Here is a 21,403-nt window from a genome sequence, read left to right as displayed (position 1 = left end):
CGGGCTCGGCTCCATTCGAAGCCGAGCCCGCCACGCATATATGCGCTTGAGCGACTTCTGCGCACCTGGACCAACCGGTACCTGCCTCATCCGCGCGAAAATGCTCAGGTGGAACGCCTACACCGCGGCGTCCGGCGCCGCCGTATCCGATAATCGCTCCATGCCCACCTCGCCGATCATGCACACCGGCCCCGCCGAGCAACTGCTCACCGACCTCGTGGAACGTCTGGCCGCTCGCCTACACGGCGCCACGGCCGGGAGCGCAGCCGACCACCCCGGCCGCCTCGACGGCGTCGACGACGGCGCCACGGCCCGCGACGGCGACGGCGACGGCCGCGTCGTCGTCGGGCTGACCGGGGCGCCCGGGTCGGGCAAGTCCACGCTCATGGCAGCCCTGGAGGAGCGACTACGGGAGCGTGGCCTGCTCGCGGGCATCGTGCCCATGGACGGGTTTCACATGTCCAACGCGGTCCTGGATGCGCTCGATCGCCACGGCCGCAAGGGCGCCCCGGACACCTTCGACGTCGCCGGCTACCTGTCGGTCCTCGACCGGGTGCGCGCGCCCGCCTGTGCGGACGTGTTGGCTCCGGTGTACCGGCGGGACCTGCACGAGCCGGTGGCGGCGGGCACGCTGGTACACGGGCCGGGCGTCGTGCTCACCGAGGGCAACTACCTGGCACTGGACTCCGGCGGCTGGGAGGACATCCGTGCCCGGATCGACCTGCTCGTTCTCATCGACGTTCCCGAGGCGGAACTGGTGCGTCGCCTGGTGGCCCGACACCAGAGCTTCGGCCGCAGTGCCGCCGACGCCGCGCACTGGGTCCGCACCGTGGACGTGCCCAACGCCCGCCTGGTGACGGCCTGCGCGCACCGCTGCGATGAGATCTGGCGACTGGAGCCCGCCGCAGCGGTGGACGCCTGAGCCGGCGCGGCCGCACCTCAGCCATTCCCCAGACGCTCCCCCGTATGCGGTCGGCGCCTTGCCGCCCACTTGTGCGCCCGCATCGAGTCCACCCCCATCCGGGGTCAATAGCCTCGCCGCAGCGATGCCTGGAACGTCGGGCGTCCGCCGCAGAAGGAGGAGCATTCCAATGACCCACTTCAAGATGAAGGCGCTGCTGACCACGTCCGCACTGGTCGCGGCGACCGCCGCCGTCGGCACCGCCGCCTCCGACCCGGACGGCAAGTACTACAAGAAACTCAAGAAGCCGGACTGGAATCCACCGAATGCGGCTTTCCCAATCGCCTGGACCACGCTGTACACGGATATCGCCTTGACCACCGGGCTCACCCTGGCCGATCTGTGGGAGGCGGGGGAACTCACGGGCACCAGCAAGGAGGCCAAGCGCTTCCTGACGGCTCTGGTCGCGAACCTCGCACTCAACGGTGGCTGGAGTTGGGCCTTCTTCCGGGCCCAGCAACCGATGCTCTCGGCCGCCTGGGCCGGGGTGCTCGCCGCCAGCTCGGCGGATCTGACTCGCCGCGTCTCCAAGGTCAGCAAGATGCGCGGCATCGCCCTGGCGCCGTACCCGGCCTGGACCGCCTTCGCCACGGCCCTGTCCTGCGCCGTCTGGAAGCTGAACGACTGAGCCGCCGCGCCCCACGACGACGTCGAGCGGGGCTCCCGGGCGCCCGCGCGGGCCGGCCCGTCTCAGGTGTCTCGGCGCTTCCGCGCGGAGACGACCTCGACCCGGTCGACCCGGCGGCCGTCCATGGCCACCACCCGCAGGCGCAGACCGTCCCAGGCGACGACGTCGTCGGCGCGCGGCATCCGCCCCAGCTCGAGCATCATGAAGCCGCCGAGGGTGTCGAAGGGGCCGGCGGGCAGTTCGCGCCCCAGCGCCCGGGCCACCTCGGCACGGGTGGCCAGACCGCCGATGACAACGGCGTCACCGCGGCGTACGACGGCGGGCTCCTCGCGGTCGTACTCGTCGGCTATCTGTCCGGCGAACTCCTCCACGAGGTCTTCCAGGGTGACGATCCCGTCCGTGCCCCCGTACTCGTCCACCACCAGGGCGATGTGGGCGCGGGCCGCGCGCATCTGGCTGAGCGCGGACACCATGGGCACGCTCGCCGGCAGCAGCAGGAGCTCTCGGGCCAGCGCGCCGACGGTCAGCGAATCGTCGGCGGGCGCGATCAGGTCCCGCAGGTGCACATAGCCGACGACGTCGTCGTCATCCCGGCCCCGGCGCACCGGGTAGCGGGAGTGCTCCAGCCCGGCCAGAGAGGCGCGCGCCTGCGCGACGGACAGGCTCGCACCGACGAACTCAACCTCGGTGCGCGGTGTCATCGCTTCCGCCACCGTCCGCTCACCCACCTCCAGCAGGTCCAGCACCATGCGCCGCTCCTCGGCTCCGAGACTCTCCTGGGCCTGCACCAGGGCGCGCAGCTCCCCCAGTCCGACGGACTCCTCCCGCGCGGCCGGGTTGCAACCCAACCCCCGCAACAGGGCGTTCGTGGACACGCCCAGCAGCCAGATCACCGGCCGCAGCGCGGTGGTGATAGCCGCGAGCGGACGGGCCACCAGCAGCGCCACGGTCTGGGCCGACTGCATGGCAATCCGCTTGGGCACCAGCTCTCCTACCACCACCGACAGGTAGGCGATCAGCAGCGTGACGACGACGAATGCGATAGACGCGGCCGCCGCTCGTCCGACGCCTAATGCGCTCAGAGCGGGTGCCAACGCGGGCGCGATCTGCGCCGCCCCGAAGGAGGCGGAGAAGAAGCCGGCAATGGTCACACCCACCTGGACGGCGGAGAGGAACTGGTTGGAGTCGGCGGTGAGCCGCTTAACGGTCCTCCCGGCGCCGCCCCGCCCGGCCAACTCCTCGATCTGGGTGGGCCGCAGAGACACCAGCGCCATCTCGGCGGCGGAGAAGCAGGCGCCGACGAGGATGAACAGTACTACCAGCAGGCAGTTGCGCAGCAATGGGTCCACGCTCGCAATTGTTGCGACGTCGGCTGCGGAGTATCTGCCGACTCCCCCAATGGCCGCCAATAGGTTGCTTGAATCGCCATGAGTCACCGCTTCGACCCGGCGTTTTCTGATCGCACACATTAAAACACGTGACAGTAGCCTCAAACAGCTCTTAGTCGCGGCCAGGAAAACCATACGAGTTGCCTGAACGGGGCTCAAAACCCGGTGAGTTAGCGGGGTCGGAGCTGTTTACTTTCCTCGTCAACGATCCCCCAGCGGGATCACCAACCACTACCAGGCAGGAGTCAGCATCATGACCGCGCACAATTTCATCGTGGTGACCTTCGCGGAGTCCAGTAAGGCATATGAGGCGCTCAGCGACATCCGCCAGGCCGCGCAGGCGAACAGAATCGTCGTACCGGCGGCCATTATTGCCGAACGGGAGCCGGACGGGCACCTGCATTTGGCCGAGGGAGAGGACGCCCGCATCGGTGATGGCGCCTTCTCCGGCGGGCTCATCGGCATGGTCGTCGGCATTCTGGGCGGGCCGCTGGGAATGCTGTTGGGCTGGGGCGCCGGCGCCCTGGCGGGAGGCTTCGTCGACGTCGAACGGGTCAACCGTGCCGAGACCGCCATCGGGGAGTTCAGCTCACGCCTGCCCGCGGGCACGACGGCGATCTTCGCGGAGGCCCGCGAGTACGCGCCCGAGGTGCTGGACGGGCTGGTCGCCCCGCTCGACGGCGTGGTGGTGCGGCGCCCCGCGGAGGAGGTACTGGCGGAGCTGGAGGCTGCGCAGGAGGCGGCCAGGGCCGCCCACCGCGAGGCGACGCGGGTGATGCGCGAGGAGCGGCGCCAGGAGCGCAGGGAGAACTGGGACGAGCGCATCGCACGCCTCAAGGAACGCTTCCACCGCAAGGGCTGAAGCCCGGCCGACGGCCGACTCACGCCCTATGCCGCCCGCGGCGAGCGCGCCCCTGCTCTACCTTCCGAAGGGCAGGGGCGCCAGTCCGCGCACGCCCGGCGCGACGGCGAAGATCGACCCGGCGGCCGGCTCGACGTCGTCGGGCAGGTCCTCGCGGGAGGTGGTGATGAACAGGGTCGCGTAGTCGTCACCGCCGAAGGTGCAGGCGGTCACTTGCCGCACCGGGAGCTCGACGACGGCGTCCAGGGCACCGTCGGGGGCGTAACGGTGCACGGCCGCACCACCGTTCAGAGCGACCCACACCCCACCGTCGGCGTCCACACAGAGGCCGTCCGGGTGTCCGGCGGCGGGGTCGATAGACACGAAGGGGCGCGGGGCGGTCAGGCCACCGCGGTCGGCGTCTTCGGGCCGGTAGTCCATGGTGACGACGGTGCCGGTGGGCGTGTCCGTCCAGTAGGCGGTGCCGCCGTCGGGGGAGAAGCCGAGTCCGTTGCAAATGGTGGCGTCACCCCAGGCGCGGACGGGGGTGGCGCCCGGGCCGTCCCACCGGTACATGGTGGCGTCGCCGGGCGTCTTCGCATACGGCATGGTGCCGATCCAGAAGCGGCCGGCGGGGTCGCAGCCGCCCTCGTTGGTGCGCACGGCCGGGTCGGCGAACAGCGTGACCGCGGGGGCGAGGTCGGCCAGATCCTCGCGGCGGGAAAGGGAGATCCCGTGCTCCGTGGCGACGATTGCGCCGCCGCCGACGCGGGGCCGGATCACCGAGGCGACGGCGGAGCCGACGGGTATACGGCGGTGCCCGCCCGGGGCGGCCTCGTCCAGTTCGACGACGGCGCCGGCGAGCATGTCCACGAAGCGGAGTCGGCCGGTGGCCTCCCACCAGCAGGGTCCTTCGGCGTGATAGGCGATGGAGTCGGTGATGCGTTGCGCTCGCATGGGGTAAGGCTATGCGCGGACGACGGGCCTGTCGGCAGGGCGCGAGGCGGGGCATCAAGGCGTAAAGCGACGCACACGGGCAGCGCCGCCGTGCGAAGCGCGCGGCACGGGCTGCAAAAGCGCGCCGGCACTGAGCCACCGCGCGGGGCACGTCCACCGGTTGGACTGCGGCGTCGTCGGGGCGCGGCGGGGCCTACCGTGAAGGCGGACACCCACCCCGCATCTCGCCTTCCGAGGATCCCATGACTCCCTCTGCCAATGACGCCGGCACGCGGTCCGCGCCGCCCGCCACCGACCAGCTCGCCCCCCGCCGGGGAGGTGGAAACGAGGCCGACCGCGCAGCCGCCGAGCGCACCGAGGCCCGGCGCGCCGCCGTCGAGGATGCGCGCCAGGAGCGCAGCGCCCGGATTGCGGTCGCCGTCTTCCCCCTGATTATGTTCGCGGCCTTCCTCGCGGCTTTCTTCCTCCCCGACACCTTCGTGCCGCTGTCCAACTACATGACGCCGCTGCTGGCAGTGACCATGCTGGGCATGGGCATGACCCTGTCGGTGCCGGACTTCACCATGATCGCCCGGCACCCGGTGCCGGTGGTGGTCGGCGTGCTCTCACAGTTCTCGGTCATGCCACTGGTGGGCTGGACCGTGGCGCACCTGGTCCCGCTGCCGGATGAACTCAAGGTGGGCATCATCCTCATCGGCTGCGTGCCGGGCGGCACGACGTCGAATGTGTGCAGTTTCCTGGCCAAGGGCAACACGGCCTTGAGCGTATCCATGACCGCACTGTCCACCATGCTCTCCCCCGTCGTCACCCCGCTGCTCACCCTGTGGCTGGCGGGTACTTACATGGAGGTACCCGCGGGGTCGATGGCGCTGTCCATTGTGCAGATCGTGCTGCTGCCGGTGGGGGCCGGGCTGCTGCTGAACATGTTCGCCCACCGGCAGGTCGCGCGGGTTCAGCCGATCATGCCGTGGGTGTCGGTGATCGCCATCGCCGGGGTGGTGGCCGCGGTGGTCTCCCGCAGCCAGGCGCTGATCGCCACTGCCGGACTGCTGATGTTCGTTGCGATCGCCGTCGAGAACGCCATCGGCTATGGCCTGGGCTACGCGGTGGCACGGCTCATCGGGGTTTCCCGCCGTGACCGGCGCACCATCTCCATCGAGACCGGCCTGCAGAACGCCGGGCTCGGCTCCACGCTCGCCGCCACCTACCTCAGCGCCGCGGTGGCGGCGCCGTGCGCCGTGGCGACCTTCTGGCACACGATCACCGGTTCGGTGCTCGCCATGTACTGGCGCCTGCGCGGCTTCCCCGAGGGCGAGGACCCGCTGGCCACGGTCCGCCAGCTGCGCGCACAAGCCGCTGTCGGCGACTAGCCCCTGTGCCCTGAGAGACGTGCCAACGTCACCCGGCAACACGTGGGACGTCCCCGTCTCCCTCGTACGGTCGCACCCCGCTCCTGCTCGTGCCCACCGACGCCACGGCACATGCTGCTGACGCGCTGCAATGCGACCAAGCCCGAATTAATCGCATCACCGTAGTTGACCCAGGCGGCGTGCTGCACGACCGTGGTGGGAGCCTCAACGACCTCCGTGACGTTTTACGACCTTGGGGTGCGTTTTACGACCACCCCAGGGTCGTGGAACGCACCCCAAGGTCGTATTTCGTATTGTGTGGGCCGGACCCATGCGCACTTTTCGGGCTCTTCCGGTTTGGGGGGTGTGGTGCGGGTGCTGGAGTCGGTGGTTGGCGTGGCCGGAGCACCCGCTGGGTGGTGCTGCGCGCGCTGGCGCGGTGGGTCCGCACACTTCAGGAGCGAGCGCCGGGGCCGAATCCGCGTGATTACGCGGATCAGGCTCCCGATCCGGGTGTCATGACGGTGCTCCAGTGTGCAACGCGGGCCCCGTTGCACACTGGAGTGATATCACCGGATTCTGCCCCAGAGGTAGATTCCGCGTATTTCCAAGGGAAACCGGGATTTGGGCGGGTGCGCCCAGACGGCCCTTGCGTGCAAACCCGCAGCTCCGGCTCGACCCGTCGGCCAACACGAAGCACCGGACCTTCACCCGCTGGCCGCCAGCGGGCAGCACATCTCATCGCCGGGCTCCGGCGCCGAGATCGGCCGCCGGAGAACGTCGGCAACGACGATGAAACCCCGAGACCAACCGGCATCGGGCCACCACCCAACCAACCTGGCGAGGCGCTTCCTGACTCGACACCTGCCCCTGGCCACGTGAGCGTCCGACCGACTCGCACGTCACAGCATGCAGGAGACGCAGCCCTCCACCTCGGTGCCGACGATTAGCCCTGCCGGGAAACTGACGCTGGCACCGTAGACGCTGACGAAGTAAGCTGGTGGTCGCTCAGGGCAATAGCCCTGCGAAGTGAACCCGGCAGCCTTCCGGACGGTGGGCGAGCCGGGTTTCGCGTATCAGCTTCCCAGATCAATGACGTCAAGCCTGACGTTAGACAAGGCGGCCCGCCACTGCCCGCCCCTGTTCCAGCACCAGCTGACAGCATCGGCCAGCCAGAGCAGAGGCTCTTCGTGATCATGCAGATGGTCGTAGGTTCCGTCCCAACCAGAGCCGAACGCTTCATGCAGCACGCGTCGATCAGACTGCATAACAGAGTCGTTCCGATCAAGCACGAGCTGTTGGCAAGCGCCATCACGCAACGCCTCAGCCAAGGCGCGTAAGCATCTTGGCCTCGCAATCCTCGGTTTCGCCGAACTCCGGTACACCTCAACCTTGATGGGCATCGCCACGACGTCGTCGATTACCGCGCGGCGTACCTCATCACGCTCCTTGGTGAAGTGAATGGAGCGCTGTCCGGAGCGAAGATGATTCCGAAGTGTCTTTCGGATCCGATGCGCATCAGACGGTCGCAAGTACACCGCGGTAATCGAGTAGCCCCGGACCTCAGACTCGTCGACGAACACGCGGTAGGGACGCGACAGATCCCAATCGCCTTTGCTCACCGCCCTAAGTTCCTTAGCCACGCAGTGTCACAGCATGCAGGAGACGCAGCCCTCCACCTCTGTGCCGGTGAGCGCGGCCTGGCGCAGGCGGATGTAGTACAGCGACTTGATGCCCTTGCGCCAGGCGTAGATCTGCGCCTTGTTCACGTCGCGGGTGGTGGCGGTGTCCGGGAAGAACAGCGTCAGGCTCAGCCCCTGGTCCACGTGCTGAGTGGCGGCGGCATAGGTGTCGATGATCTTCTCGGGGCCGATCTCGTAGGCGTCCTCGTAGTACTCGAGGTTGTCGTTGGTCATATAGGGCGCCGGGTAGTAGACGCGCCCGATCTTGCCCTCCTTGCGGATCTCGATCTTGGCGACGATCGGGTGGATCGAGGAGGTGGAGTGGTTGATGTAGGAGATGGATCCGGTGGGCGGCACCGCCTGGAGGTTGCGGTTGTAGATGCCGTCTCGCTTGATCTTCTCCGCCAGTTCCGCCCAGTCCGCGCGCGTGGGCACGTGCACCGAGGACTTCGCGAATAGCTCGCGTACGTGCTCGGTGACCGGGACGAAGTCCCGGTTCAGGTACTTGTCGAAGAACTCACCGGACGCGTACTTGGAGTCCTCGAAGCCGACGAAGGTCTCCCCCCGCTCCACGGCCAGCTCGTGCGAGGCGGTCAGCGCCGCGAACAGCACGGAGGCGAAGTAGACGTTGGTGAAGTCCAGGCCCTCCTCGGAGCCGTAGTGGATGTGCTCGCGCGCCAGGTAGCCGTGCAGGTTCATCTGGCCCAGGCCGATCGCGTGGGACTCGTGGTTGCCGCGGTTGATCGACGGGACGGACTCCAATTCGGTCTGGTCGGAGACGGCCGTCAGCCCGCGCACGGCGGTGCGGATGGAGCGCGCGAAGTCCGGGGAGTCCATGGTCTTGGCGATGTTCAGGGAGCCCAGGTTGCAGGAGATGTCCTTGCCGACGTGCGCGTAGGACAGGTCCTCGTTGAGCACGCTGGGCTCAGAGACCTGCAGGATCTCCGAGCACAGGTTCGACATGACCACCTTGCCCTTGATCGGGTTGGCCCGGTTGACCGTGTCCTCGAACATGACGTAGGGATAGCCGGACTCGAACTGGATCTCCGCCAACGTCTGGAAGAACTGGCGGGCGTTGATCTTGTCCTTGCGAATGCGCTCGTCGGCCACCATTTCGCGGTACTTCTCGGTGACGTTGATATCCGCGAAGGGCAACCCGTAGACGCGCTCGACGTCGTAGGGGCTGAACAGGTACATGTCCTCGTTCGCCCGGGCCAGCTCGAAGGTGATGTCCGGGATGACGACGCCGAGCGAGAGGGTCTTGATGCGGATCTTCTCATCCGCATTCTCCCGCTTGGTGTCCAGGAACCGCATGATGTCCGGGTGGTGGGCGTGCAGGTAGACGGCGCCCGCGCCCTGGCGCGCACCCAGCTGGTTGGCGTAGGAGAAGGAGTCCTCCAGCAGCTTCATCACCGGAATGACGCCGCTGGACTGGTTCTCGATGCGCTTGATGGGGGCGCCCATCTCTCGCAGGTTGCTCAGCAGCAGGGCCACGCCGCCGCCGCGCTTGGACAGCTGCAGAGCGGAGTTGATCCCGCGGGAGATCGACTCCATGTTGTCCTCGATGCGCACCAGGAAGCAGGAGACGGGCTCGCCGCGCTGGGCCTTGCCCTCGTTGAGGAAGGTGGGGGTGGCCGGCTGGAAGCGGCCCGACATCATCTCGTCGATCAGGTCCAGCGCGAGCGACTCATCGCCGTCGCCCAGCGCCAGGGCGACCATGGTGACGCGGTCCTCGAAGCGCTCCAGGTAGCGCTTGCCGTCGAAGGTCTTGAGCGTGTAGGAGGTGTAGTACTTGAAGGCGCCCAGGAAGGTTTCGAAGCGGTAGTCGTAGGCGTAGGCGGCCTCGAAGGCGGACTTGACGAACTCGGGGCGGTAGCGGTCCAGCACCTGCTGCTCGTAGTAGCCCTCCCGCACCAGGTAGTCCAGCTTCTCCTCCAGCGACGGGAAGGTGACGGTGTTGTCGTTGACGTGCTGGAGGAAGTACTGGCGCGTGGCCTCGCGGTCGGCGTCGAACTGGATCATGCCGTTCGCGTCGTACAGGTTCAGCTTGGCGTTCAGGGCGTGGTAGTCGAGGTCCGGGGAGACCGTGGTCTTCGGTGCGGTGCTCGCGGGGGCCGTCAGCGTTTCTGCCAAAACTTGTCCAATCCTTCTTTGACGCGTTCGACGTCGGTAGGGGTGCCGAGCAGCTCATACCGGTACAGGAAGGGGACGTTGAGCTTGCTGGCGATGATGTCGCCGGCGATGCCGTAGGCCTCGCCGAAGTTGGTGTTGCCCGAGGCAATAACGCCGCGGCACAGCGACCGGTTGTGCGGGTCGTTGAGGAACTTGATGACCTGCTTGGGCACGGCGCCCTTGATGGCGCCACCGCCGTAGGTGGGCACGACGAGGATGTACTCCTCGTCAACGCTCAGCGGCTGATCCCCCGGGCGCAGCGGAATGCGTGCGCTGGGGTAGCCGAGCCGCTCGACGAAGCGGCGGGTGTTCTCCGAGGTGGAGGAGAAGTAGACCAGGAGGGGGCGGTCGTTCACGGACGCCTGCCCCCGTTCAGATGGCGGCGGCCTCGGCGGCGACGGAGGCGAGAGCCTTGATCTTGTCCGGGCGGAAGCCGGACCAGTGCTCACCGCCGGCCATGACCACGGGAGCCTGCGCGTAGCCGAGGGAGCGGACCTGGTCGAGCGCCTCGGCGTCCAGGGTGATGTCGACCGTCTCGTAGGACAGGCCGGCCTTGTCCAGGGCGCGGTAGGTCGCGGCGCACTGGACGCAGTTGGGCTTGGAGTAGACGGTGATCGCCATGTCAGTCACTTCCTGGCGTTAGGTGGATGGTCGGACGGTTGCGGTGCGTGCGGCCGATTCGGAACCCCACGAACGGGGACTTACCGGCACGTAATCACACGCATGTAGTTCTCGGGAGGTCAAGCGCCCCCTGCTGTTCAAAACACTACCCCTAGGGGTCGGAGCGCGCCACCACCCCAAGATGATGTGTCTGGCGTGTCGTTGTGCATAGAGTCCCTTCGGCCTGTGGACGGTGCGGCGATCGCTGTGGACGCCCTGTGGAGCCGGCACCGCCCGCCCGCATCGACAGTCCCGGAGTGGTCGGCACGACGCCGTCGCCCGACCACCCCGGATCGGCTTCGTCATGGTCTCGCGGGGGTCTGACATGAATTCCGACCGCTTACCCTCACCGTCTCCACAGGCCTACAGCCGCACCACCACTCCGCCGGTCCCCAGGCTGGGGACAAACTGGTGAAAAATGCCGCCCGAATCACCACGCCCCGGGCGTGTCGCACCGCCAATCACGCGAGCACTACCCGTTCCGTCGGCCATGGCAACCGTGCTACGTTCCCATGAGGCGGCTCACAGGGGCCGGCCGCGCGGCAACAAGCCCGCCGTGGGGCAGCAAGAGGAGCATCGAGAGGACCGCGAAATGGACGCATCCGAGCGCCGACAGGCGATCCTGGACCGCCTGCAGGAGGCCGACACCCCGCTGGCTGCGGCATGGCTGGGCGAGCAACTCGGCGCCTCCCGGCAGATCGTCGTGGGTGACGTCGCCCTGCTGCGTGCCGCCGGCCACGCCATCCGCGCCACCAACCGCGGCTATGTCCTGGCCCGCCCCAGTTCGCGGCCACGCCGCGTCTTCCACGTCCAGCACGGTCGCGACCAGGTGGCCGCCGAGCTGGCCGCGATCATCGACGCCGGCGGCACCGCCCTGGACACGATCATCGAGCACCGCCTGTACGGCCAGATCACGGTGGACCTGCTCATACACAACCACACCGAGCTGGACCTCTTTCTTGAGCGCATGACCGAGTCCTCCACCCTGTCCGAGCTGACCAACGGCTGGCACGCCCACACGGTTGAGGCCGACTCGGAGGCGCAGCTGAACACCATCGAGTCGCGACTGAGCGAACTCGGCATTCTGCGCTGACGCCCGCTGCCTCCGGAGGACGAATGTCCGAATCCGGCATGAACGATCGGCGCAGCCCCTGCCCTGCGGCAGCGGATCGTTGAAATCGTACGGTTCCACGAGGTCAGACCACACAGCACCCGGGACGCTTGTGCCGTTTTCGGAGCATCAGTTTCCCCACCTGTCGGCCCGGTCCCGCACCGCGGTCCACGCGTAAGGGAGAGGCGGCCGACGGCGCCGCATGGCCTGGCCCCGCACCGCGGTCCACGCGTATGGGAGAGGCAGCTCACCCCACTTGTGTCATGACACCTGACGGGTCCCGACTATCCTTTTAGTGTCTTGACACCCAGCGCGGGCGCAGGCCGTCGCCCCCGTCGTCCATGGGAGGCTCCCATGTCCACATCCTCCAAGCCCAAGGCCCCCGCCAACAACGCAGCCAACATCCCCGCCAAAGACGTCGCCTCCCCCGCCGAGCCGCACGGCCCGCTGGACCGGCTGCGCGCCTTCGGCAACCGGTTCTTCATCGAGGGCTTGACCGGTATGGCGCACGGCCTGTTCGCCACGCTGATCATCGGCACGATCCTCACCCAGCTCGGGGCCTTCGCCCCCGGGACCGTCGGCGACTTCATGGTGTTGATGGGGCGGGTGGCCTCCTCGATCACCGGCGCCGGCATTGGCCTGGGTACCGCCCGCCGGCTGGGGGCCGACACCTTCGTCGTCATCTCCGCGGCCGCCGTCGGGCAGATCGGCGCCCAGGCCTCCGGCCTGCTGTCCGGCAGCGCCATACTGAACGACGACGTCGGCACCGCACTGCTGCTGCGCGGCCCGGGTGAGCCGCTGGGCGCCTTCGTGGCGGCCTGTGTGGCCGTCGAGGCCGGCCGCCTGGTCTCCGGCAGGACGCCGGTGGACATCCTGGTGACCCCGTTGACCACGATCCTCGTGGGCGGTGGCGTCGGACTGTTGGTCGGCCCGCCCATCTCCTCGGCGATGACGGCGCTGGGACAGCTGGTCAACTGGGGCACCGAGCGGCAGCCGCTGCTGATGGGCGTGATCGTCGCCGTCATCATGGGGATGGTGCTGACCCTGCCGATCTCCTCGGCGGCGCTCGGCGTGATCCTGGGCCTGTCCGGCGTCGCCGCAGGCGCCGCGACCATCGGCTGCACCACCCAGATGGTGGGCTTCGCCATCGCCTCCTTCCGGGAGAATCGCTGGTCCGGGCTGCTGGCGCAGGGCCTGGGCACCTCCATGCTGCAAATGCCGAACATCCTGCGCCGACCACTCATCTGGGTGCCGCCCACGCTGGCATCGGCGCTGCTCGGACCGGTGGCGACCGTTGTGCTGCACATGGAGTCCAACGCCGTCGGCTCGGGCATGGGCTCGGCGGGCCTGGTTGGTCAGATCATGACCTGGCAGACCATGAGCGGCGCCATGCCCACGGCGCAGTTGGTGGCCACGATCGTGCTATTCCAGTTCGCGGCCCCGGCACTGCTGACTCTGGCCATCAGCGAGTTCATGCGCGCCCGCGGCTGGATCCGCCCCGGCGATATGGCACTGGCCAAGGCCTGATGCCCGCCTCTTCTGACTTGCTTCAGCCTTCGTGTCCGGTTCTGGGCTGAGGATCACACCACGCTCCCCACCCGTCGCACCGCCGGAACGCGCGCGCCGTCCATCACTCGGCGAAGCGCCGCCGATCCACCCACCAAACCCTCAAACGCGAAGAGCCCGTCTTCCACACCGCCTGCCGCACGTAATGCCTGCAATCCCACATACGAACACAGGCGCATTCGTGCCATACTCGTAACCCAAACGCGATTGTCATTCGGCGGTGAAGAACCCCTTCACCTGACACCACCCTGCCCAGGTGAAGGAGGCATGCCTTGACCTCACAGGCCTCATACTCAGTGAGCCCAGCGCTCCCCGTCGGTTGCCGCGCGGCATCCCGGCAGATGATTGCGGCAAGCGCTGGGATCGACCTCGCCATTGCGGCTGTGCCGCTGGTGCTCTGCATGTTGCTGTCGGGCCCGGCACTGGTCAGGCTGCTGCTCGTACTGGCGGCTCTGGGCCTGCTCCTGGCCCAGCTGGTTGGCCATTGCCTGTATGGCAGAGCCGTCGGCGGCCTGATACTGGGCCTGCTCACCGTCGACGCCGATGCCGGGCTACCCACCGGCACGGCCCGCGCCCTGCTGCCACTGCTGCGTCTCGGGTCGGCCGCCGGAGCCACCGTGCTAGACATCCACAACGGTCCCGATCCATCTCGGGTGACGCTGGATGAACTGGACGAACTCGCTGAGGCCGCCGAGCTCGCCGCCCGCGCACAGCAGCTGGCAGCGGCATCGTCGCCCTCGCAGCAGCCGGTCCAGTCGCAGCCGCAGCCGCAGCCGGAACAGGCTCCCACGACCGCAGCCCTTCCACCCGAATCACCACCTACGCTCCGTGCGGTGCCGGCGCAGTCCCCCTCGGCGCAGACTCCCCCGCTAGCCTCCCTGCTGCTGCCGCCCTCCGTACCACCGCAGGCGCCCCCGCCCCCACCGCCGCCCGAGCCCGCTCAGCAGCCGGCCGCCGCGGCCGCGCCACAGGCCCCCGCACCGCCCCGCATGACCCGCAAGGAGTTGCGGGCCCGGGAGCGGGAGCAGGAGCGTGCCCGCGCCCGGCAGGCACTGGATTTCCCGGACACCCAGGCTCCTGGCCCCGAGAGGATGGTCGGATGAGAGTCACTGCTGCGCCGATCGGGGCCGATCTGACCGAAACCGCCCGCGAGGTTGCCGACTGCCGGAGGAGCCCCCATGCCGCGTGAGAACGAGCAGGCAGTCCTCGATTCTGCGCGCGTGCATCATGCACGCCTGCGCGACGCCCTGGAACGTGGCCGCAGGCCGGGAAGGAGCCGGGCTCAGGCACCCCGTCTGATCGCGTCACTCGTGGTTGCCGCCCTAGCGTGCAGCGGCTGTGTGGGCTACTCCTACATTTCCACGCACCTGGACTCGATCCGCAATACCTCGGGCGGAAGTACCTCCACCGACAGCGCCACCGTAGCGCCGTCCCCTGAACCAACGGATGCGGCGGCGCAGCCAACCCAGGAAGCAGAGCAATGATCCCCTACACCCGCATCACCCTCGTGGCAGATCGGTCACGGGCCGAGTTGGTGCTGCCCTCCACCGAGCCGGTCGGCGCGCAGATGCCGACACTGCTATCCCTCCTGGGTTCCCAGTCCAGCCACTCCAGCACCCCACTGGCGACGCACCTGGTGCGTGCCGACGGCCGCCTGGTGGACCCCGAGTTGGACCTGGTCACCCAGGAGGTCCTGGACGGCGAGGTCCTGCGCGTTGTGGCCGACGACGAGATCCCACCACCCGCACGAGTGTCCGACCTGAGCGAGGCCATGGCGGATCTCACCGAGGCGCATCCCGGTAGGTGGCGACGCACGGACCGGCCACTCGGAGCCGGCATCCTCATCGGCGTTCTAACCGCGCTCGCCACCTGGCCCCAGCTTCAAGCGCTGTCGCCGACGGCGCACACCTGGGTGGCGCTGACGGGCCTGGGCCTGCTCTTCGCCATTGCCGCACTCCGGCGCAGCGGTACCGGTCCGTCGGGCGTCCACGTCCTGGGCCTATGCCTGCTGCTAGGGCTGCTGGCGGCGCAGAGCCTCACCCTGGCAAGGATCGGAACCGAAGCCGGAGTGCTCGCAGCCCTGGCCCTGATCCTGTTGGTGACAGCCGCCATGGGCCTGGCTTTCAGACACATCGGCTGGAGCACCGGCGCCGCCGTCGGGCTCGGCATCGAAGGTGTCTGGGTGCTTATAGCCGACCTGTCTCCCACCTCCAAGCTCGCCTACGGAATTCTGGCGGTACTTGCACTGATACTCGCGGGCTCGCTGCCGTGGATCGCGCTGGTGGTGTCCGGGGCGGCCAGGCTGGATGACACCGCCTTGACCGGGGCTCTGCCACCGCGCGACCGGGCGCGCCGCTCCCTGACCGCCGCTCACGACTCGCTACTGGTCTCCTGTCTGGTGGCGGCCGCCGCCCTGGCGTGGGCGACGGCGAACCTGGCGCGGCAGGACGATCCGTGGGGGCACTGGCTGGCCGTAGCCGTGGTGGTAGCCGCAGCGCTGCGCTCACGCGCCTTCCCCCTGCGGGCGGAGGTCATTGCCCTGTGGCTCGCCTGCCTGCCGGCGCCGCTGATTCTGGCCTCGTCGCTGCCCTTCCCGCAGCGTGCCGGCCTGCTGACCGTCGCCGTGGTGGTGCTGGCGACCGCCGCCCTGTACCAGAGCGCCGATCAAACTCGCGTGCGCCTGCGTCGCCTCGGTGACAGGGTGGAGACGGCGGCCACCGTCGCCACGATGCCACTGCTGTGCGGTCTCGACGGACTCTTCGCACACCTGTTGGGACTGTTCTCATGACCACGCCCGTCCTCGACCGCGCATATGCCCGCCGCAACGCCGACCGCCTGGATCTCCTGCGCCGCCCGCTCGACCTGTGCGCCCTGACCCTGACTGGCGCGCCCGCCTGGCGCCGTACCGCCGCGCAGACACACCAGGCACTGGTACAGCCGCTGCCGCTGACCTGCCGTATCGCCGTGGTTCCCACCGCGTCGGCCTGTGGGACAACCACAGTGGCCCTGCAATTGATCGGGACGATGACCCGCGCCAGGCGCGCCCCGGCGCTACTGCTGTCCGCCTCTCCCGGCACCGACACTGCCGCCGATCGCCTGCCCTTCTCCCGTCGCTGGCCACTGGAGGACTCCATTCCCACCGCGGTGCCCCCGGCGGAGCTCGGGCCGACACTGCGCGGCGCAGCGGGCTGTGGAGCGGACAGCCTCACCTCCTGCCTACGGCTGGAGCCCGCAGGTGCTGGTCTACCGCCGCAGTGGCATCGAGCGCGGCGCGATCTCGGGCACTTCTTTGACACCTGCCTGACCGAGTTCGGCCCGCTGACCCAGGCGGAGCTGGCCGAGGTCGCCCCGCTGCACCATGCCGTAGTGCTGGTGAGCCCGGCGCGGCGACGCGAGGTCGAGCGTGGCCGCATACTCGTAAGGAAGCTCAACGAGTCCCTGACAGACCGCCCGGCCGGTGCGATGAGCACTGAAGCCGACGCCGCGGACGGCCGGTCCGGCGCTGCCCCCGCCTCGACTCGCCGTTCCCCGGCAGTGCTGCACGCCGTCGTCGCCACCGCGCCCGGACATCCGCTCATCCCACGCCTGGGCCCGGACGAGACGCTGGTCCCCTACGACCCCGCGCTGCGGCGATCCGGCCCCACGCCCCTGCGGCGTCGCACCGCCGTCGCGGTCGCTGCCCTGGCCGCCCGCACCGTGGATGCGGCCGCCAAGAGCGTACGAGGTGAGGCATGATCCACACCGTCCACCGCCCCGGACGTCTGCACCGCCCGCTGGAACTGCCCGAGCCGACCGTCGTACCTGCGCCGCCACAGCTGGCCGATACCGGCGCAGGGCAGGGCTTTCCGTTCCAGATGATGCTGCCCCTGGCCGGCGCGGGCTCATCCATGCTGATGATGACGCTGCTGCGCTCGAATCTGATCTTCGCACTCCTCGGCTCGGTGGTGATGCTGGTGACCATGATCGGCATGCTGGCCGCCACCGTATCCCGACGCAACGGGCAGGCACGCCAACGCCGGGAGCGGCGCGAGCGCTACCTCGACTCGCTCGCGGACGCTGCAGTAGCCCTGGAGGCCGCCGCCGGGCAGCTGCGTCAGCGCGCCTTCCGGGCCCACCCCGCGCCCCAGGCACTGGCGGCATGGGCCGTCTCCCCCGACCGGCGCTGGGAGCGACGGCGCAGCGACGGTGACTTCCTGCGGCTGCGTCTGGGCACCGCCGACCTGCCCTATCCGCTCGCAGCCATGCCCCGCACGGAGGCCGTCGCTCAGGCCGACCCCCTGCTGGTGCAGGAAGCACGGACCCTGGTGGACAGCTACGCCGTGCAGTACGCCATGCCCGCCACCATCGATCTTGACGCCGCAGGTGAGGTGTCGCTGATCGGCCCCCGGGAGGTCACCCGCGCTCTGGCCCGCACCCTGCTGGTGCAGGCGGCGGTGCATCACGCCCCAGAGGACCTGCACATCGCCCTCGCCTACAACGAGTCCGTGGCGCAGGTGTGGGAGGGCGTGGCCCGGCTCCCCCACCTGCGCATTCACGGCGTCTTCGACGGCCCGGTGGCAATGCGCCGAGTGGGAGCGGACCAACAGGACCTGGAGCGCGTGCTGCGCCCTGAGATAGCCGCTGCCGCGAAGGCCGCTGCGCAGGTAGCGCGCATGGGCACAGGCGGTGTGCAGCGGCGTCGTACCCGGCTGCTCGCCGTCGTCGACGCCGAGGGGCCGGCCCAGTCCTTGGCGATCCCCGACGCCTCCCTGCGGGCGCAGGACGTGGGGGCGACCGTCCTTCACCTCGTCACCGACCGTCTGGATGAGCCCTCTGACCCGTCGCTGCGGCTGACGGTGCGCGACGACGGCACGGTACTGGTGGAGGACCTGCGTCCGGTCCGCGACGCATCGGGCAGGACCGACCACGCCGCCGCCCCGGTCCTGCCCACCGTGGTGACCCCGGACGAGCTGGGCCCGGCGGCCGCTGAGGGTGTGTGCCGGGCGCTGGCGCCGCTGTCCCTGGGGGCGGCCGCCGAGCGGGAGGTGGAGGAGGCGTCCGCAACCTCCCTGGCGGATCTGCTGGGAGTGGACGACCCCAGGCGCATCGATGTGCCCGCCGCCTGGCGGCCCCGCTCGGCGCGTGACTTCCTGCGGGTGCCACTGGGCACCGACGACAACCACGAGCTGGTACTGCTGGACCTGAAGGAGTCCGCCCAGCTGGGGGTCGGGCCGCACGGGCTGTGCGTGGGCGCGACCGGTTCGGGCAAGTCCGAGCTGCTGCGCACCCTGGTGACGGCGCTCGCCGTCGGCCACGGCCCGGAGGACCTGTCGATGATCCTGGTCGACTACAAGGGCGGCGCCGCCTTCGCGCCCTTCGCCTCCCTGCCGCACGTGGTCGGGCTAATGGACAACCTGGCCGACGACGCCGGGCTCATCGAGCGGGCGCGCGCCTCGATCGCCGGCGAGGTGGTGCGCCGACAGAAGCAGCTGCGGGACGCCGGCTCCTCCCCCGACATCGCCCACTACCGGCGGCTGCGCGAGGAGCACCCGGAGATGCCGCCCATGCCGCACCTGTTCGTCATCATCGACGAGTTCGGGGAACTGCTGACGGCGAATCCGGACTTCGTGGACCTGCTGCTGACAATCGGGCGCATCGGCAGGTCCATAGGTGTGCACCTGCTGCTGTCAAGCCAGCGCATTGAGGGCGGCAAGCTGCGGGGCCTGGACACCTACCTGTCCTACCGAATCTGCCTGCGCACCTTCACCGAGGGCGAGTCCTCCACGGTGATCGGGGTGCCGGACGCCTTCCACCTGCCCGCCTCCCCCGGGTACGGGTACCTGAAGGTGGACACCAGCGTCTTCACGCGCTTCCGGGCCGGCTACGTCTCCGGACCGGTAGAGGAGGTGGACGCCGAGCCCGCCCCTGCCGAGCGCGAGGAGCAGGTGCCACTGCTGCTGCCGGTGCACAACGGCCTGGAGGCCGAGGAACCAACGGCGGCACAGGCCGTCATCCCGGAGGGGCACACCACGAGGCGGACGGTGGTGGACGCCGTCGTGGCACAACTGAGTGGGGCCGCCGAACCCATGGCGCCGGTATGGCTGCAGCCGCTACCCGCCCGGCTGCCGCTGACGAGCGTGCTCAGCGGACCTTTGCGGCTCGATGAGGTTGGTCTGCAGGCGCCGACCCCGGCCGGTCCGGGCCCCATGGTGCCGGTGGGGCTGGTGGATGATCCCGCCCACCAGCGCCAGCAGCCGTGGCTGCTGAACCTGACCGTGGGCGGCGGACACGTGGCCGTGGTCGGGGCGCCGCAGAGCGGCCGCACCACCTTCCTGTGGACGCTGACCACCGCGGCCGCGCTGACGAGCGGACCCGACCGGCTCGCCTTCTACGGGGTGGACGCCACCGGCGGCGGGCTGTCGCGACTGGCGGCGCTGCCGAATGTGGGCGGGGTGGCCACGCGCGGGGACCGGGAGCGCATGCGCCGCGTACTGGAGGAGGTAGTGGCGATGCTGGACCAGCGAGAACGGGTTCTAGCCGCGCACCACATCGACTCCCTGGAGGTGCTGCGCGCCCGGCACGCCGCGGGCGAGTTGCCCGAGCTGGCCAGCGCGGACGTGGTGCTGCTGGTGGACGGACTGGGCCTGCTGCGCTCGGACTTCCCGGAGCTGGAGGACCCGCTGGATGAGGTTCTGCGCCGCGGCGGCGGTTTGGGGGTGCATGCGGTAATGACGCTGTCGCGCGGCAACGATCTGCGCATGTCGCAGCAGTCGCTGGTGGGCACCCGCCTGGAGCTGCGGCTGAACGACCCGGCTGATTCGCTGGTGGCGCGCAAGCTCTCGGCCACGCTGCGGGCGGATACGCCGGGCCGGGTGCTGCGCACGGACAAGCTGTTCGCCCAGGTGGCGCTGCCGGTGGTTGAGGGCGCCGACCTGTCCGAGGGCGTCGGCGCGGCCCTGCAGGTGCTGGCGGAGGAAGTGGGCGCGGTCTGGTCGGGGCCATTGCCGGCGCCGGTGCGGCTGCTGCCGGAGAGCATTGACCCGGCGGACCTGCCCGACGGCGAGCAGGAGCCGGAGCTGCTGCCGCTGGGGCTGTTCCAGGACACGATGACCCCGATCAACCTTGACCTTGGTGGGCGTGACCCGCATCTACTGGTGCTGGGCGATCCGGGTTGCGGCAAGAGCACGGTGCTACGTGGCGTGATCGAGTCACTAGTAGAGCGCCACACACCCGATGAGCTGGTGGTAGCCGTCTATGACGTGCGGCGGACGACGGCCGGGGCCTGCCCGGAGGCCTTCCTGGGTGGGCACGCGACCTCGACGGCGCTGGCCGGCGGGCTGTCGGCGTCGATCGCGCAGGAGTTGCAGCGCCGCTCCGATGCCCTGGCGGCGGGTGAGGCGGTGGACGGGCCGCGGATCGTGCTGGTGGTGGATGACTACGACATCCTGTCCTCGGGAGGTAACGGGCCGCTGGGGCCGACCATCCCGTTCCTATCCTCGGCGCGGGATCTGCGCCTGAATGTGGTGCTGGCCCGGCCGGTGGCCGGGGCGTCACGGGCCCTGTACGACCAGCTGCTGCAGGCGCTGCGGGACACCGGCGCCACTGGCCTGATCATGGACGGTGACCGGGGTGAGGGGGCGCTTATCGGCGGTGTGCGGGCGGAGCACCTGCGGGCCGGACGTGGCTGGTGGGTGCGTCGCGGCCGCAAGCCCCGCCTGGTTCAGGTCGGCGACTTCACGCCGACCGGCGGCTGAACACACGAGCACCCGCAACAGCGCGCACCCGCTTTCAACTCCGAACCTCGGCCGCGTATGTCGCGACTGGCTTAAAGGGCTCTTCGCATTTGAGGGTGTGTTGGCTCGCTGCTGGCACGGTGGGGTGACACACCGAGACCGGCACCTATGACGTGCTGAGACCGGCACCTATGACGTGCTGAGACCGGCACTTATGACGTGCCGAGGTGGTGGCGCTTTGGTGTCCGCGGTGGATCTGGCGCGACGGTTCGTACGTTGGCGCGACGGTTCGTACCTTCCTGTGACTGTGCTGTCTCCACACTTCTGGGACGGTTGAGTCTCATGACTTCTGGGACGGTTGAGTCTCATGGGTTTT

Annotated in this window: 17 protein-coding genes; 11 read left to right on the top strand and 6 right to left on the bottom strand. The window is 69.3% G+C overall.

Translation table 11 applies throughout. From position 1 onward, the window contains the following. Positions 1–160 precede the first annotated feature (160 nt). A complete protein-coding gene (locus DRB06_RS08940; RefSeq protein WP_258522213.1) occupies positions 161–922 on the top strand; it encodes a phosphoribulokinase in 762 nt (253 codons plus the stop codon). Positions 923–1,091: 169 nt separating this feature from the next. After that, complete coding sequence (locus DRB06_RS08935) at positions 1,092–1,589, top strand: TspO/MBR family protein (RefSeq protein ID WP_220093009.1); 498 nt, start codon at positions 1,092–1,094, stop codon at positions 1,587–1,589. Between the two features lie 62 nt (positions 1,590–1,651). On the opposite strand, the gene DRB06_RS08930 is transcribed toward DRB06_RS08935, so the two are convergent. Further along, positions 1,652–2,938 (bottom strand): hemolysin family protein, encoded by a 1,287-nt coding sequence (locus DRB06_RS08930; protein ID WP_111819750.1) that lies wholly within the window; start codon positions 2,936–2,938, stop codon positions 1,652–1,654. Between the two features lie 292 nt (positions 2,939–3,230). Between DRB06_RS08930 and DRB06_RS08925 the strand changes: the two genes are divergently transcribed. Beyond that, positions 3,231–3,839: a DUF1269 domain-containing protein gene (locus tag DRB06_RS08925; protein ID WP_073329640.1), complete on the top strand. Its 609-nt coding sequence runs from the start codon at positions 3,231–3,233 to the stop codon at positions 3,837–3,839. A gap of 57 nt (positions 3,840–3,896) precedes the next feature. Here DRB06_RS08925 and DRB06_RS08920 read toward each other — a convergent pair whose 3' ends face one another. Beyond that, entirely contained in the window at positions 3,897–4,775 is an 879-nt protein-coding gene (locus DRB06_RS08920; protein WP_111819749.1) for an SMP-30/gluconolactonase/LRE family protein, read from the bottom strand. Between the two features lie 242 nt (positions 4,776–5,017). Between DRB06_RS08920 and DRB06_RS08915 the strand changes: the two genes are divergently transcribed. Next, positions 5,018–6,145, top strand: a complete 1,128-nt coding sequence (locus tag DRB06_RS08915; protein WP_111819748.1) for a bile acid:sodium symporter family protein — start codon at positions 5,018–5,020, stop codon at positions 6,143–6,145. A 1,055-nt stretch (positions 6,146–7,200) separates the two neighbouring features. Here the strand turns inward: DRB06_RS08915 and DRB06_RS16630 are convergent. The 4 genes from DRB06_RS16630 to nrdH are packed head-to-tail and all read right to left on the bottom strand — an operon-like array spanning position 7,201 to position 10,599. Next, a complete protein-coding gene (locus DRB06_RS16630; RefSeq protein ID WP_108965481.1) occupies positions 7,201–7,746 on the bottom strand; it encodes a hypothetical protein in 546 nt (181 codons plus the stop codon). Positions 7,747–7,773: 27 nt separating this feature from the next. Continuing rightward, positions 7,774–9,939 (bottom strand): class 1b ribonucleoside-diphosphate reductase subunit alpha, encoded by a 2,166-nt coding sequence (gene nrdE, locus DRB06_RS08905; protein WP_111819747.1) that lies wholly within the window; start codon positions 9,937–9,939, stop codon positions 7,774–7,776. Continuing rightward, positions 9,924–10,334 (bottom strand): class Ib ribonucleoside-diphosphate reductase assembly flavoprotein NrdI, encoded by a 411-nt coding sequence (gene nrdI / locus DRB06_RS08900; RefSeq protein WP_111819746.1) that lies wholly within the window; start codon positions 10,332–10,334, stop codon positions 9,924–9,926. The genes nrdE and nrdI overlap by 16 nt, the downstream gene beginning before the upstream one ends. Positions 10,335–10,350: 16 nt before the next feature. Then, positions 10,351–10,599 carry a glutaredoxin-like protein NrdH gene (nrdH, locus tag DRB06_RS08895; protein ID WP_073329558.1) on the bottom strand — a complete coding sequence of 83 codons (249 nt, stop codon included), beginning with the start codon at positions 10,597–10,599 and terminating at the stop codon, positions 10,351–10,353. 631 nt (positions 10,600–11,230) lie between these two features. Here nrdH and DRB06_RS08890 point away from each other — a divergent pair. From DRB06_RS08890 to eccCa, 7 genes are all read left to right on the top strand, one after another. Continuing rightward, positions 11,231–11,731, top strand: a complete 501-nt coding sequence (locus DRB06_RS08890; protein ID WP_111819745.1) for a transcription repressor NadR — start codon at positions 11,231–11,233, stop codon at positions 11,729–11,731. 372 nt (positions 11,732–12,103) lie between these two features. Further along, positions 12,104–13,276, top strand: a complete 1,173-nt coding sequence (locus tag DRB06_RS08885; protein WP_111819744.1) for a PTS transporter subunit IIC — start codon at positions 12,104–12,106, stop codon at positions 13,274–13,276. 335 nt (positions 13,277–13,611) lie between these two features. Next, positions 13,612–14,418 (top strand): hypothetical protein, encoded by an 807-nt coding sequence (locus tag DRB06_RS16145; RefSeq protein WP_181575237.1) that lies wholly within the window; start codon positions 13,612–13,614, stop codon positions 14,416–14,418. Between the two features lie 75 nt (positions 14,419–14,493). After that, on the top strand, positions 14,494–14,799 hold the full coding sequence (locus DRB06_RS16140; RefSeq protein WP_146752379.1) for a hypothetical protein: 306 nt from the start codon (positions 14,494–14,496) through the stop codon (positions 14,797–14,799). Then, positions 14,796–16,103, top strand: a complete 1,308-nt coding sequence (locus DRB06_RS08880; protein ID WP_111819743.1) for an EsaB/YukD family protein — start codon at positions 14,796–14,798, stop codon at positions 16,101–16,103. The genes DRB06_RS16140 and DRB06_RS08880 overlap by 4 nt, the downstream gene beginning before the upstream one ends. After that, complete coding sequence (locus tag DRB06_RS08875) at positions 16,100–17,050, top strand: hypothetical protein (protein ID WP_111819742.1); 951 nt, start codon at positions 16,100–16,102, stop codon at positions 17,048–17,050. Before DRB06_RS08880 ends, DRB06_RS08875 begins: the two co-directional genes overlap by 4 nt. Beyond that, positions 17,047–21,048: a type VII secretion protein EccCa gene (gene eccCa, locus DRB06_RS08870; protein ID WP_111819741.1), complete on the top strand. Its 4,002-nt coding sequence runs from the start codon at positions 17,047–17,049 to the stop codon at positions 21,046–21,048. Before DRB06_RS08875 ends, eccCa begins: the two co-directional genes overlap by 4 nt. The last annotated feature ends 355 nt before the right edge of the window (positions 21,049–21,403 follow it).

The sequence above is a fragment of the Actinomyces sp. Z5 genome (genome assembly GCF_003287795.1).
GTDB lineage: Bacteria > Actinomycetota > Actinomycetes > Actinomycetales > Actinomycetaceae > Actinomyces > Actinomyces glycerinitolerans.
The sequence above is the reverse complement of the archived record's forward strand: the minus strand, read 5'-3'. Positions and strand labels throughout refer to the sequence as shown.